Annotated in this window: 10 protein-coding genes; 4 read left to right on the top strand and 6 right to left on the bottom strand. The window is 72.2% G+C overall.

What is annotated here, in order from left to right; translation table 11 throughout:
- Positions 1-68: 68 nt before the first annotated feature.
- The 5 genes from ACFU97_RS09855 to ACFU97_RS09835 form a co-directional block, all read right to left on the bottom strand.
- Positions 69-689 carry an ATP/GTP-binding protein gene (locus ACFU97_RS09855; protein WP_384253326.1) on the bottom strand — a complete coding sequence of 207 codons (621 nt, stop codon included), beginning with the start codon at positions 687-689 and terminating at the stop codon, positions 69-71.
- Positions 670-1,080, bottom strand: a complete 411-nt coding sequence (locus ACFU97_RS09850; RefSeq protein WP_384253324.1) for a DUF742 domain-containing protein — start codon at positions 1,078-1,080, stop codon at positions 670-672. Before ACFU97_RS09850 ends, ACFU97_RS09855 begins: the two co-directional genes overlap by 20 nt.
- Positions 1,077-1,484, bottom strand: a complete 408-nt coding sequence (locus ACFU97_RS09845) for a roadblock/LC7 domain-containing protein (RefSeq protein ID WP_016434374.1) — start codon at positions 1,482-1,484, stop codon at positions 1,077-1,079. Before ACFU97_RS09845 ends, ACFU97_RS09850 begins: the two co-directional genes overlap by 4 nt.
- Positions 1,481-3,073, bottom strand: coding sequence for a sensor histidine kinase (locus tag ACFU97_RS09840; protein WP_384253322.1), 1,593 nt, complete (start codon positions 3,071-3,073; stop codon positions 1,481-1,483). Before ACFU97_RS09840 ends, ACFU97_RS09845 begins: the two co-directional genes overlap by 4 nt.
- 248 nt (positions 3,074-3,321) lie before the next feature.
- Positions 3,322-3,957 carry a TetR/AcrR family transcriptional regulator gene (locus tag ACFU97_RS09835; RefSeq protein WP_384253320.1) on the bottom strand — a complete coding sequence of 212 codons (636 nt, stop codon included), beginning with the start codon at positions 3,955-3,957 and terminating at the stop codon, positions 3,322-3,324.
- A gap of 172 nt (positions 3,958-4,129) precedes the next feature.
- On the opposite strand from ACFU97_RS09835, the gene ACFU97_RS09830 reads away from it, so the two are divergent.
- The 4 genes from ACFU97_RS09830 to atzF are packed head-to-tail and all read left to right on the top strand — an operon-like array spanning position 4,130 to position 10,849.
- A complete protein-coding gene (locus ACFU97_RS09830; protein ID WP_384253317.1) occupies positions 4,130-4,954 on the top strand; it encodes an urea amidolyase associated protein UAAP1 in 825 nt (274 codons plus the stop codon).
- Positions 4,951-5,658, top strand: a complete 708-nt coding sequence (locus ACFU97_RS09825; RefSeq protein WP_384253315.1) for an urea amidolyase associated protein UAAP2 — start codon at positions 4,951-4,953, stop codon at positions 5,656-5,658. Before ACFU97_RS09830 ends, ACFU97_RS09825 begins: the two co-directional genes overlap by 4 nt.
- On the top strand, positions 5,655-9,167 hold the full coding sequence (locus ACFU97_RS09820; RefSeq protein WP_384253313.1) for a 5-oxoprolinase/urea amidolyase family protein: 3,513 nt from the start codon (positions 5,655-5,657) through the stop codon (positions 9,165-9,167). The genes ACFU97_RS09825 and ACFU97_RS09820 overlap by 4 nt, the downstream gene beginning before the upstream one ends.
- The gene (gene atzF, locus ACFU97_RS09815) at positions 9,164-10,849 is read left to right on the top strand and encodes an allophanate hydrolase (protein WP_384253311.1); all 1,686 of its coding nucleotides are present in this window, start codon (positions 9,164-9,166) and stop codon (positions 10,847-10,849) included. Before ACFU97_RS09820 ends, atzF begins: the two co-directional genes overlap by 4 nt.
- A 69-nt stretch (positions 10,850-10,918) precedes the next feature.
- Here atzF and ACFU97_RS09810 read toward each other — a convergent pair whose 3' ends face one another.
- Positions 10,919-13,774: a DEAD/DEAH box helicase gene (locus ACFU97_RS09810; RefSeq protein ID WP_384253308.1), complete on the bottom strand. Its 2,856-nt coding sequence runs from the start codon at positions 13,772-13,774 to the stop codon at positions 10,919-10,921.
- Positions 13,775-13,818 lie beyond the last annotated feature (44 nt).

Below are 13,818 nucleotides of genomic sequence, written 5' to 3'. Positions count from 1 at the left end.
GGCAGGTGCGGTCGCGAGGACCGGGCGATGCGGGTGCGGCCGCAACCGCCGGGCGGCCGACGCCGTGCCTACGTCGCCGCCTTCGCCCGTGCCAGTGAGTGCAGGAAGCGCAGCAGGGTCATCAGGACGTCGCGGCTGGAGGCCCGGCGGCGGGCGTCGCACTCGATGATCGGGATCTCCTCGGCCAGGTCGAGGGCGCCGCGCAGGTCGGCGATGGGGTAACGGGGCGCGTCCGGGAAGGAGTTGACGGCGACCACGAAGGGCACACCGCGCTCCTCCAGGCGTCCTATGACGTCGAAGCTGACCTCGAGCCGACGGGTGTCGATCAGCACCACCGCGCCGAGCGCGCCTTCGAACAGGCCGTTCCACAGGAACCAGAAGCGCTCCTGGCCCGGGGTGCCGAAGAGGTAGAGCACCAGCTGGTCCGTGATGCTGATACGGCCGAAGTCCATGGCCACGGTGGTGGCCGTCTTGGTGTCGGAGCCGTAGTTGTCGTCCACCCCGACGCCGGCCTGCGTCATGGTCTCCTCGGTGGTCAGCGGCCGGATCTCGCTGACCGAGCCGACCATCGTCGTCTTGCCGACTCCGAAGCCGCCCACGATCACGATCTTCACCGCGGCCTGGGCCGTGTGCGGCAGATGATCCTCTGTGCGTGGTCCGGGGATGGTGTCAGAGCCTTTGAAGTCCATGCATCACCGCTTCGAGGAGGGAACGGTCGGGGAGCGCCTGCCGGACGATGGGGGCGCGCGCCTGCACCAGCTCTGCCGCCAGCATGTCGGTGAGCAGCACGGTCACCACGCTGAACGGCAGGCTCAGATAGGCCGAGAGCTCGGCCACCGAGAGGGGTGCCGTGCAGAGCCGGAGCATCGCCGTCTGCTCCGGGGTGGCCGAGGGCGGTGGGTCGGCGCGCGCCACGATTAACGTGACCAGGTCGATGTCCGCGCGCTCGCCGTCCGGTCCGGCGACCACGTAGAGCCGCTCCGGGGCCTTCGTGTCGCCCTGTTTGGCGGGTTTCGGTTTCGGGGGTGGTTCTGCGTTGTCCTGGCTGGGGTATCGCCGCCGGCGTTGCGGAGGACTCATACGGTCTGCCCGTTGCGGCGGGGCGGGCTGGTGAGATGGGCTCCGATGCGGACGACCAGGTCGCGCATGCGGTTGCTCATCAGCCCGGGTTCGGCGACCACGTCGGAGAGGACGGCGAGATACGCGTTGGCCCCCGCGGCCATCAGATAGAAGTAGCCGCCGTTGATCTCGATGATGACCAGCTTCATCCGGCCGTCGCTGCCCGGGATCTCGTGGGCGACGGCACCCGCGAGGCTCTGCAGGCCCGCACAGGCCGCGGCGACGCGGTCGGCGGCGTCCGGATCTCCCCCGTAGCGAGCGATGCGCAGGCCGTCGGCGGAGAGCACCACGATCATCTCGATGCCCGGTACTCCGTCGGCGAGATCCTTGAGCATCCAGTCGAAGTTGGCTCGCTGCTGGATCACTTGTGGTCCCTCTCGTCGTCGGCCTCGATGCGGGCCGGCTCAGTGGTCGGCTGGGTGAATGCGGTCGGGTCCGGGTCGCCCTTGAGCCCCTCCCAGAACGCCTCGACCCACAGCCCGGGTTCGGGCTCCTTCTCCTCCGGCTCGGGATCGGGCACGGGGGACGCCCAGGAGGGCCGCGCCGCCTGGGCCTCGCGCTCCGCCTCCTCGGCCGCGGCCTGCTCGGCGAGCCGCTGGCTGAGCGGCACCTTGACCCGGCTGCGCCGCTGCGGCAGACCGCCGGCGGTCCATTCGGTGACCTCGGGGACCTCGTCCTCCATGGACACGCCGGCGGGGATGCGCGGGCTGGTGGGACGGCGCCGCTTGGGGGCGCGCTGCGGACCCTCGATGCCGCCGATCTCGAGCTTGGGCGCGGCGGTCGCGCCGACGCCGTGGGCGAGGCCGGGCGCGGGGTCGCTGGTCATCATCACGCGCGGCACGACGAGGACGGCACGGACTCCGCCGTACGCCGAGGCACGCAGCGAGATCTGCATGTCGAACGCCTTGCACAGACGGCCCACGACGGCGAGGCCGAGGCGCGGGGACTCCCCGAGGTCCTGGAGGTCGACACCGGCCTGGGCGCGCTCCAGCATGCCCTCGGCCCGGGCGCGGGCCTCCTCGCTGAGGCTGACGCCGGCGTCCTCGATCTCGATGGCGATGCCGGTCTGCACCTCGGTGGCGGTGACGTGCACCTTGGTCTGCGGGGGCGAGTAGCGCGTGGCGTTGTCGAGGAGTTCGGCGCAGGCGTGGATGACCGGCTCGACGGAGATGCCGCGGATGTTGACCTTGGCGATGTTGTCCAGCGAGATGCGCCGGTACTCCAGGATCCGGGACATGGCGCCGCGCAGCACGCTGTAGAGCGGGACCGGCTGCGGCCACTGGCGGCCGGGGCGGCCACCGCCGAGCACGGAGATCGAGTCGGCGAGCCGGCCGATCAGCGCGGTGCCGTGGTCGATGCGCAGCAGGTCGTCGAAGACCTCGGGGTTACGGCCGTGGTCCTCCTCCATCTCGCGGAGTTCCTTGGCCTGTTGGTGGACGATGGCCTGCACGCGCCGGGCGATGCTGACGAAGGAGCGCTGCGAGGAGTCCCGCATGGCTTCCTCGGTGTCGACGATGTCGAGCACGCGCTTGAGCAGGGCCACCTGGGCCGCGGGCAGTTCGCGGTAGGAGGGGTCGATCTCGCCGAGTTGGCGAATCACCTCTCCGGGCGAATTCCCGCCGCGCAGATAGTAGATGGCGGTCGGCGCGATCTCGTGCGCGAGACGGTGCATCTCCTGCTCGTGGCCGGCGACGCGCCGCTCCAGATACGCAGTGTGACGGGCGCTCTCCTCACGCAGGGTGTGCAGGGTACGGCCGCGCCGGACCGCTTCGGCCGCCGTCGCGATCACGAGCAGCGTGGCGACGGCACCGCACCAGACGACGGCCGCCCGGGCCGGCTCGGTCACCGTCGCGGCGGCTGCTCCGGTCGCCGCGGCCATCGCTATGGCGGGCAGCAACAGCACACGTGCATAGGGGAGTTCGCGGCGCCGGGGAGGGGATTGGACACTCACCATGTAGGCCCTCTGAGACGAATCGACGGGGAGTCGCACATATAGGGAACAAGCGCACGAATACACATCAACTCGGTGCGCTGCGGGCGAGCTTAGTCCGACCGGATCATCGCCGTGTCATATTCAGCAAGCGCCTGAAACGGGCCACATCCGAGGAGTACTCTCGACCCATTTACACGCACAGGGACCACTCGAACACCGTACGTCACGGCGTACGCCCGTACGAGAACACTCACCGTGACGGGTGAAGATCAGATTCCGGCGATGCGCAGGGCCGCGTCCGCGGTGGCCTCGGCGAACGCCCGCACCGGTCGCTCGGGGTCGGATCGGCGCACCAGGATCACGCCCTCGATCAGACCGAACACGAGGTCCGTGCGCAGTTCGAGCTCGCTCTTGGCGAGCGCGCTCCCGGCTGCCGTGGCGGCGAGCAACTGGCCGTAGGCGTCCTTGAGTTCGTCGCGTACGGCGTGGAAGCCGGCGAACCGTTCGGCGCGCACCTCGGGCAGCAGATAGAGGCCGCCGAGGTTGTGCGGGCCGCCGCACAGCAGCTCGACGTCCTGCCGGCACAGCTGCCACAGCCGCTTCTCGGGCGGGGTCGCGTCGTCGGCGAGCAGGCGCCGGGCGTACGCCAGCGAGGGCGTGACCGTGGACTCCAGCAGGGCGGCGAGGAGTTCCTCCTTGCCGGAGACGTAGTGGTACATAGAGGCCTGCCGCATGCCCGCGCGCTCGGCGACCGCACGGGTGGTGGTGGCCGCGTAGCCGCGGGTGGTGAACAACTCGGCCGCGGCCGCGAGCAGTTCGTCGCGCGGCTGCAGCCCGCGGTCCGGGCGCTGCGCCGCCCGCGGCCGGCCGACCCGGCGGCCGCCTCCCTCACCCGGCGTTCCCATGCGTTCGATCCTCGCACACGGCCGGCCTGGGGCGATCTTCGTGAGGGCTCGGTAACCGCCCGGCAACGCACGGGCAATGCCCGCGACCCGTCCGCCTCCTAATTTCTGTCGCGCGACAGAAATTACCCCGAGCCGCGCACCCAGCGGACAACCCGGAGCCGGAGGTCCCGCGATGGCGACAGCCACCACGTACGGAGCCCGCGACCACGCACGCGCCCAGGAGGGTGCCCGTGCCGAGGCGATGCCCGTCGTCCCGGCCGCCGAATGGCCCGACCCGCCCTGCGCGGCGGGGCACCTGGTCTGGGCCGAGATCGTGGCGGGCGGCAACTACACCCACCGGGTGCTGGCCCGCGGCACCGAGCTGCGCCTGACCGACCCGGTCGGCGACGCCTGCGCCCATCTGCTGCTGTACGTGGCCGACCGGCCCTGGGAGCGGCTGAACGTCGCCGACACGGTGAAGGTCCAGTGGAACGCGTATCTCGGCGAGGGCCGTCTCCTGCTGTCCGACCAGGGCAGGGTGCTGGCCTCCGTGGTCGCCGACACCTCCGGGCGGCACGACGCGCTGTGCGGCACCTCCACGCTCGCCCGCAACACCGAGCGGTACGGCGACGGCACCCCGCAGTCCGCCTCCCCCGCGGGCCGCGAACTGCTGAAGCTGGCGGCGGCGAAGAACGGCCTGGAGCCGCGCGACCTGCCGCCGTCCCTGTCGTTCTTCCAGGGAGTCACGGTGCGCGAGGACGGCGGCCTGGAGTTCACCGGCTCCACCGGCCCCGGCGGCAGCGTCACCCTCCGCGCCGAACAGGACCTGACCGTGCTGATCGCCAACGTCCCGCATCCCGCCGACCCGCGCCCCGACTACGTCAGCACCCCGCTGGAGGTCCTCGCCTGGCGCGCCGCCCCGACGGGCCCGGGCGACCCGCTGTGGCGGGCCACGCCCGAGGGCCGCCGCGCCTTCCTCAACACCGTCGAATTCCTTGCCGCGAGGGGGCTCGCATGACCACGAGCACAACCACGAGTACGCCGACCGCGACCACGGGCGCGGGTACGACCACTAGCGCGGGTACGACCACGAGCGCACCGACCGCCCCCCGCACGGAGGCCGTTCCCGCCCGGTCCGCCTGGTCGTCCGTGATCCCCGGCGGCCACACCCTGACCATCACCGACCTGCACGGCAACCAGGCCGTCGACTTCCTCGTCTACGACGCCCACGACACGTCCGTGCGCTACAGCGCCCCCGACACGATCCAGGCCCAGGGCTCCGTCTTCCTGACGACGGGCAGCGTGCTCATGAGCAACGAGCACTCCCCGCTGATGACGGTCGTGGCCGACGAGGTGGGCCGGCACGACACGCTCGGCGGCGCCTGCTCCAAGGAGTCGAACACGCTCCGGTACGGCCACCACACCTGGTCGCAGCACGCATGCGTGGACAACTTCCTTGCCGAGGGCGCCCGTTACGGCCTGGGCAAGCGCGACCTGGTCTCCAACATCAACTGGTACATGAACGTGCCGGTCGAGCAGGACGGCACCCTCGGCATCGTCGACGGCATCTCCGCACCCGGCCTCGCGCTGACCCTGTGCGCGGAACGCGACGTGCTGGTGCTCGTCTCCAACTGCCCCCAGATCAACAACCCGTGCAACGGCTTCGAGCCGACGGCCGTGCAGATGACGATCCGGGCCGCCGCCGCGGGGGCCACCGCATGACCTTCGACACCCTGCTCGTGGCCAACCGGGGCGAGATCGCGGTCCGGATCATCCGCACCGCCCGCGAACTCGGCCTGCGTACGGTCGCCGTGTACTCCGACCCGGACCGCACCGCGCCCCATGTCCGGCTCGCCGACGAGGCGGTACGGCTCGGGCCCGCGCCCGCGAAGGAGTCGTATCTCGACGCCGACCTGGTGCTGAAGGCGGCCAAGGACACCGGTGCCGGCGCGATCCATCCCGGCTACGGCTTCCTCTCCGAGGACGCAGCCTTCGCCCGCCGCTGCGAGGACGCCGGCATCGCGTTCGTGGGTCCGGCGCCCGAGCACCTGGAGCTGTTCGGGGCGAAGCACACGGCACGGGCGGCGGCCGAGGCGGCGGGGGTGCCGCTGGCGCCGGGGACGGGCCTGCTGCCGGATCTCGACTCGGCGGTGGCGGCCGCCGGGCGCATCGGCTACCCGGTCATGCTCAAGGCGACCGGCGGTGGCGGCGGTATCGGCATGTCGGCCTGTCGATCCGTGGACGAACTGACCGACGCCTGGGAGCGGGTGCAGCGCGTCGCCGCCGCCTCCTTCTCCTCCGCCGGCGTGTTCCTGGAGCGGCTCGTCGAGCACGCCCGCCATGTGGAGGTGCAGGTCTTCGGCGACGGCGCCGGCCGGGTGCTCGCCCTCGGCGACCGCGACTGCTCCCTTCAGCGCCGCAACCAGAAGGTCGTGGAGGAGGCACCGGCACCGGGTCTCCCGCCCCACGTGCGCGAGCAACTGGCGGCCTCGGCACGCGACTTGTGCGCCTCCGTCGGCTACCGCTCGGCGGGAACCGTCGAGTTCGTGTACGACGCCGCCCGCGAGGAGGCGTACTTTCTCGAGGTCAACACCCGCCTCCAGGTGGAGCATCCGGTCACCGAGGAGATCTACGGCATCGACCTCGTCGCCTGGATGCTGCGCCTGGCGCGCGGTGAGTCGGACGTCGTCCGCGAACCCCGCGCTCCCCGCGGCCACGCGGTCGAGGCCCGCCTCTACGCCGAGGACCCCTCGCGCGAACACCGGCCCGGCGCGGGCCTGTTGACCCGGGTCGAGTTCCCGCCGGGCGTCCGCGTCGACGGCTGGGTGGAGACCGGCACCGAGGTGACGACGGCGTACGACCCGCTGCTCGCCAAGGTGATCGCGTACGGCCCCGACCGCGCCCATGCCCTGCGCCGGCTGGACGAGGCGCTGGCCCGCACCCGGGTCGACGGCATCGAGACCAATCTGGGCCTGGTCCGCGCGGCGCTCGCCGAACAGGACTTCGCCGCCGCCGTCCACTCCACGGCGACGCTCGCCTCCGTCGCGGACCCGACCCCGCGGATCGAGGTCGTCTCCGGCGGTACCCTGACCACGGTGCAGGACTGGCCGGGCCGCACCGGCCTCTGGCAGGTCGGCGTGCCGCCGTGCGGGCCGATGGACGACCTGTCCTTCCGGCTCGGCAACCGCGCGCTCGGCAACGCCGAGGGCGCCCCGGGCCTCGAATGCACCCTCCAGGGACCGGAGTTGCGGTTCACGCACCCGACGACCGTGTGCGTGACGGGCGCCGCCGCAGAGATCTGCGTCGACGAGACCCCGGTCGCCCAGTGGGAGCCGGTCACGGTGCCCGCGGGTGCCGTACTGCGGATCGGCGCACCGGCCGAGCACGGCCTGCGTACCTACGTCCTCGTCGCCGGCGGACTCGACGTGCCCGGCTTCCTGGGCAGCGCGAGCACCTTCACGCTGGGCCGCTTCGGCGGGCACGGCGGCCGGGCGCTGCGTACGGGCGACGTCCTGCACGGAGGCACGGTCACCGAGGGCGCGCCCGTGCCCCGCGAGGACCGCCCGGCCTTCGGCGCCGTATGGCACCTCGGCGCCGTCGAAGGACCGCACGCAGCACCGGAGTTCTTCACCGAGGACGACGTCCGCGACTTCTACGCCGCCGACTGGAAGGTCCACTTCAACTCGGCCCGCACCGGCGTGCGGCTGGTCGGGCCCAAGCCGCGCTGGGCGCGCGCCGACGGCGGCGAGGCCGGCCTGCACCCGTCCAACATCCATGACACGCCCTACTCCGTCGGCGCCGTCGACTACACCGGCGACATGCCCGTGCTGCTCGGCCCGGACGGCCCCTCGCTGGGCGGCTTCGTGTGCCCGGCGACCGTCCTGAGCGGCGAGCGCTGGAAGCTCGGCCAGCTGCGGCCCGGCGACACGGTGCGCTTCACGCCGGTGTCCGTCGACGGCTCGCCGCGCGCGGACATCGTGGACGGCGGCGTCCTGGCCCGGGACGGCGACATCACCTATCGCCGCAGCGGCGACGACAACCTGCTGGTCGAGTTCGGGCCGATGCAGCTCGACCTGGCGCTCCGCATGCGCGTCCACGCGCTGATGGAGGCGGTGGCCGAGGCCGACGTCGCCGGCGTCACGGACCTCACCCCCGGCATCCGCTCGCTGCAGATCCGGACCGACCCCGGCCGCCTGCCGCAGCACGAACTCCTGTCCCGGGTACGGGAGATCACGGCCGCGCTCCCGCCCACGGACGAACTCGTCGTCCCCTCCCGCACCGTCCATCTCCCCCTGTCCTGGGACGATCCGGCGACCCGCGAGGCGATCGCCCGCTACATGGCGGGCGTCCGCGACGACGCGCCCTGGTGCCCGTGGAACATCGAGTTCATCCGCCGGGTCAACGGCCTGGAGTGGGTGCACGAGGTCTACGACACCGTCTTCGGCGCGGAGTACCTCGTCCTGGGCCTGGGCGACGTGTACCTGGGCGCCCCGGTCGCCACCCCGCTGGACCCGCGGCACCGCCTGGTGACCACGAAGTACAACCCCGCACGCACCTGGACGGCCGAGAACTCGGTCGGCATCGGCGGCGCCTACCTGTGCATCTACGGCATGGAGGGACCGGGCGGCTACCAGTTCGTGGGCCGGACCACCCAGGTGTGGTCGGGCTGGCAGCAGCGGGGCGCGTTCGAGCCGGGCTCGCCCTGGCTGCTGCGCTTCTTCGACCGCATCCGCTGGTACCCGGTGGAGGCGGACGAACTCCTGGAGCTGCGCGCCGACATCATGTCCGGCCGCTTCGTGCCCCGCATCGAGGAGGGCACCTTCTCGCTGGCCGCGTACCAGGGCTTCCTCACCGAGAACGCCGCTTCCATAAGGGAGTTCAGGACCCGTCAGCAGGCGGCCTTCTCCGCGGAGCGTGACGCGTGGGAGGCGGCGGGCGAGTTCGCACGCGCCGAGGCGGCGACCGCACCGCCCGCTCCCCCGGCGAAGGTGACGGTCCCCCCGGGTGGCCGGCTCGTCGAGGCCGAGTTCGCCGCTTCCGTCTGGCAGGTGAACGTGCGGCCCGGCGACGAGGTGCGAGCGGGACAGCCGCTGCTGGCCCTGGAGGCGATGAAGATGGAGTCCAGGGTGCACGCACCGGCCGACGGCGTGGTGACGGAGATCCTGGCCGGGCCGGGCGACCAGGTCGAGGCGGGCACGGCACTGCTGGTCCTGGCCCCGGCGGCGCAGTGAGACAGACCGAGGAGCGAGAGATGTCCGCACTGACCCGAGTCCGCGCCGCCCACGCCCGCATCGCGGCCGTGGACCGCCCCGAGATCTGGATCGGCCTGCGCCCGCGGGCCGAGGCCGAGGAGGAGGCCCGGACGATCGACGCCCGGGTGGCGGCGGGCGAACGGCTCCCGCTCGCGGGGCGCCTGCTGGCGGTCAAGGGCAACATCGACGTGGCCGGCCTGCCCACCACCGCGGGCTGCCCGGCGTACGCCTACCGTCCCGAAGCCGACGCCCCGGTCGTCGCCCGGCTCCGCGCGGCGGGTGCGATCGTGCTGGGCACGACCAACCTGGACCAGTTCGCGACGGGCCTGGTGGGCACCCGCTCGCCCTACGGCCCCGTCCGCAACGCGCACGACCCGTCCCGTATCAGCGGCGGCTCCAGCTCGGGATCAGCGGTCGCGGTCGCTTTGGGCCTCGTCGACCTCGCGCTCGGCACCGACACCGCGGGCTCGGGCCGGGTCCCGGCCGCCCTCAACGGCATCGTCGGCCTCAAGCCGACCCGCGGCCTGGTCCCGACGGCCGGCGTGGTCCCGGCCTGCGCCTCTCTCGACTGCGTCACGGTGTTCGCCCGTACTCTCCCGGAGGCCGAGCAGGCGCTGTCGTTCATGGCAGCCCCGCCGGACCGCGACCTGCCTCCGCTCCCCCGGCGCACCCCGGGTCCCTGGCGCGTCGCGGTCCCGCCCCGCGAGCAGCTGGGCGAGCTGGACGAGGGCTGGGCAGAGGCGTACGAAGCGGCCGTACGGCAGCTGGAGTCGGCGGGCGCCGACGTCCGCACCCTCGACCTCACCCCGTTCACCGAGGCGGCGGCGATGCTCTACGACGGCGCGTTCGTCGCGGAGCGCTACACAGCGGTGGGTGCCTTTGTCGACAAGTTGATTGCGGAGGAAGGCGAGGCCACCGACACGCTCGACCCGACGGTGGCCGGCATCATCACCCGCGCCCGCGACATCCCGGCCCACCGCCTCTTCACGGACATGGACCACCTCGCGGCCCTGCGCACCCTGGCCCTCGCGGAACTGGCCGACGCGGACGCCCTGTTGCTCCCCACCACGACGGGCCACCCGACCCTCACCGAGGTCGCCGCCGATCCCCTCACCAGCAACGCCCGCCTCGGCCGCTTCACCAACTCCACCAACCTCTTCGACCTGGCGGCGGTGGCGGTACCGGCCGCCGAGGTGAACGCCCTCCCCTTCGGCGTGATGCTGATCGGCCCGGCCTTCTCGGAGGAGCGCCTGACGCGCATCGCCGGACTGCTCCGGTCTGAGACCCGGCTGGCGGTGGTGGGCGCGCACCTGACCGGACAGCCGCTCAACCCCCAGCTCCTGGCCGTCGGCGCCCGCCTGGACCGTACGACGACCACGGCCCCCGTCTACCGCCTGCACGCCTTGCGGACGGCGCCGCCCAAGCCCGGCCTGGAGTACGTGGGCGAGGGCGGGGCCGAGATCGAGACGGAGATCTGGCGCCTGCCGACGGAGGGCCTGGGCCGCCTGCTGACAGCACTGCCCCGCCCCATGGCGCTGGGCGGCGTGGAACTGTCGGACGGCACCCGAGTCCCGGGCTTCCTGTGCGAGCCGAGCGCCCTGAAGGACGCCGAGGACATCACGCATCACGGCAGCTGGCGAACCTATCTGAGCGCCGGGTAGCGCAGCCCCCCAGGGGCGCGGGGAACCGCGCGACCAGCCACGGACGACCCGCACCCACCGCCGAGACCCTCAACCCACCGACGAGTAGGCCACAACCCCCCGCAGCAACTCCTCGACCGCCTTACGCGCGGCCTTCCCCACGGTCGAGCCCTCCACGGAGGACGACGCCGCGGAGATCTGCCCGAGCACGTCGATCACCTGCTTGCACCACCGCACGAAGTCCCCCGCGGGCATCTCCGCCTCGCGGAGCACCTCGTCGAGCCCCTTCCCGCTGGCCCACATGTACGCGGCCCAGGCGAACCCGAGATCCGGCTCACGCTGCCCGACGCCTTCGGTCTGCGTGATCCGGAAGTCCTCCTCCAGCGCGTCCAGCCGACCCCAGATCCGCACCATCTCGCCGAGCGCGGCCTTGGCCTTCCCGGACGGCAGCTTCGGGGCCATCGCGTCGTCGCCGACCCGGGCCTCGTACACCAGCGCCGAGACGCACGCGGCCAGTTCGGCGGAGCCGAGCCCCTCCCATACGCCGGCCCGCAGGCACTCGCTCGCCAGCAGATCCAGCTCGCCGTAGAGCCGGGCCAGCCGCTTCCCGTGCTCGGTGACCTCGTCACCGCGCAGATAGTCCAGCTCGGTCAGCAGCGACACGATGCGGTCGAAGGTCCGGGCGATCGTGTTCGTACGGCCCTCGATGCGCCGCTCCAGCTGCGAGGTGTCCTTCAGCAGCCGGTGGTAGCGCTCGGCCCACCGCGCGTGGTCCTCACGGTCGTTGCACCCGTGGCAGGGGTGGGCGCGGATCGCGGTGCGCAGCCGTGCGATCTCGCGGTCGTCGACGGCCAGGGAGCGCTTCTTGCGGGCCCGCTCCGGCGGGATGTGCCCGGCCTTGGTGCGCAGCGCCGCGGCGAGGTCCCGACGCGACTGCGGGGAGCGGGGGTTGAAGGACTTGGGGATGCGCATCCGCTCCAGCGCCTCGACCGGCACCGGGAAGTCCATCGATGCCAGCCGCTTGACCTGGCGCTCCGCGGTCAGCACCAGCGGGCGCGGCCCGTCGTGGTGCTCGAAGCCGCGATGGCCGTTGGACCGCCCTGCGGGCAGCCCGGGATCCAGCACCAGCGCGAGACCGGCGTACTTGCCCGTCGGCACATGGATGACGTCGCCCGGCTTGAGCTTCTCCAGCGCGACCGCGGCCTCGGCGCGCCGCTGGGCGGCGCCCTGCTTGGCGAGCTCGGTCTCGCGGTCCTTGAGCTCGCGCCGCAGGCGCGCGTACTCCTCGAAGTCGCCGAGGTGGCAGGTCATGGAGGCCTTGTAGCCGTCCAGGCCCTCCTCGTTGCGCTGCACCTGCCGCGAGATCCCGACCACCGACTTGTCGGCCTGGAACTGGGCGAACGACGTCTCCAGCAGCTCGCGCGAGCGGTGCCGGCCGAACTGCTCGACCAGGTTGACCGCCATGTTGTACGAGGGCTTGAAGCTGGAGCGCAGCGGATAGGTGCGCGTGCCGGCCAGCCCCGCCAGGTGCTCGGGGCTCATGCCGCGCTGCCACAGCACCACGGCGTGGCCCTCGACATCGATGCCGCGGCGGCCCGCACGACCCGTCAACTGGGTGTACTCGCCGGGGGTGATGTCGGCGTGCTGCTCGCCGTTCCACTTGACGAGCTTCTCCAGGACCACCGAGCGCGCGGGCATGTTGATGCCCAGCGCCAGCGTCTCGGTCGCGAACACGGCCTTCACCAGGCCGCGTACGAACAGCTCCTCGACGACCTCCTTGAACGTCGGCAACATGCCCGCGTGGTGGGCCGCGATACCGCGCTCCAGGCCCTCCAGCCACTCGTAGTAGCCGAGGACGTGCAGGTCCTCGGTCGGGATGGACGCCGTGCGCTCCTCGACGAGGGCGCGCACCTTGGCCCGCGCCTCGTCGTCGTTGAGCCGCAGGCCGGCGTAGAGGCACTGCTGTACGGCCGCCTCGCAGGCCGCGCGGCTGAAGATGAAGGTGATGGCGGGCAACAGGCCCTCGGAATCGAGCCGTTCGATGACCTCCGGGCGTCCCGGGGTCCACACCCGCGACCGCTGTCTGCGCTCCCGCTCGCGGTCGGCCTCCCGCATCGCCCGGCCGCGCCTGCGGTCCTGGTACGAGGGGCGGCTCGCCTCCATGCGCGCCAGGCGCGTGAGGTCGGGGTTGACGGCCTTCTTGCTGCCCTCGCCCTCCTCGAACAGGTCGTACATCCGCCGGCCGGCGAGCACGTGCTGGAACAGCGGCACGGGCCGGTGCTCGGAGACGATCACCTCGGTGTCACCGCGGACCGTGTCGAGCCAGTCGCCGAACTCCTCGGCGTTCGAGACGGTCGCGGACAGTGACACCAGGGTCACCGACTCGGGAAGGTGGATGATCACCTCTTCCCACACGGCGCCGCGGAAGCGGTCGGAGAGGTAGTGCACCTCGTCCATGACCACATACCCGAGGCCGAGCAGGGTCTGCGAGCCCGCGTACAGCATGTTGCGCAGCACCTCGGTGGTCATCACGACCACCGGGGCTTCGGAGTTGACGCTGTTGTCGCCGGTGAGCAGGCCGACCTTGTCCGCGCCGTAACGGCGGCACAGGTCGGCGTACTTCTGGTTCGACAGCGCCTTGATGGGTGTCGTGTAGAAGCACTTCTTGCCCTGCTGGAGGGCGAGGTGGACGGCGAACTCGCCGACGATCGTCTTGCCGGAGCCGGTGGGCGCCGCGACCAGGACGCCCTTGCCCGCCTCGAGCGCCTGGCAGGCCTCGATCTGGAAGGGGTCGAGGCCGAAGTCGTACATCTCGCGGAAGGAGGCGAGCGCGGTGGCCTGCTCGGCAGCGCGCCTGCGGGCAGCCGCGTACCGCTCGGCCGGGGAGAGGTCCTCTGTCATCGTGCTTTCGAGCGTACCGGGCCACACTGACAACAGGACGATCATTATCCGGAACCCGGTCCGCCAAACGCCGAGAGGTGCCCACGTCA

The organism is Streptomyces sp. NPDC057616 (assembly GCF_042800575.1).
Classification (GTDB): Bacteria; Actinomycetota; Actinomycetes; order Streptomycetales; family Streptomycetaceae; genus Streptomyces.
Note: the sequence above shows the minus strand (reverse complement) of the source record. Positions and strands in the feature narration are given on the sequence as shown.

Bases quoted from the DNA above. Each gene is read 5' to 3' on its own strand.
- ACFU97_RS09855 (WP_384253326.1), bottom strand. From the start codon at position 689: ATGGACTTCAAAGGCTCTGACACCATCCCCGGACCACGCACAGAGGAT.
- ACFU97_RS09850 (WP_384253324.1), bottom strand. From the start codon at position 1,080: ATGAGTCCTCCGCAACGCCGGCGGCGATACCCCAGCCAGGACAACGCA.
- ACFU97_RS09840 (WP_384253322.1), bottom strand. From the start codon at position 3,073: ATGGTGAGTGTCCAATCCCCTCCCCGGCGCCGCGAACTCCCCTATGCA.
- ACFU97_RS09835 (WP_384253320.1), bottom strand. From the start codon at position 3,957: ATGGGAACGCCGGGTGAGGGAGGCGGCCGCCGGGTCGGCCGGCCGCGG.
- ACFU97_RS09830 (WP_384253317.1), top strand. From the start codon at position 4,130: ATGGCGACAGCCACCACGTACGGAGCCCGCGACCACGCACGCGCCCAG.
- ACFU97_RS09825 (WP_384253315.1), top strand. From the start codon at position 4,951: ATGACCACGAGCACAACCACGAGTACGCCGACCGCGACCACGGGCGCG.
- ACFU97_RS09820 (WP_384253313.1), top strand. From the start codon at position 5,655: ATGACCTTCGACACCCTGCTCGTGGCCAACCGGGGCGAGATCGCGGTC.
- ACFU97_RS09810 (WP_384253308.1), bottom strand. From the start codon at position 13,774: ATGATCGTCCTGTTGTCAGTGTGGCCCGGTACGCTCGAAAGCACGATG.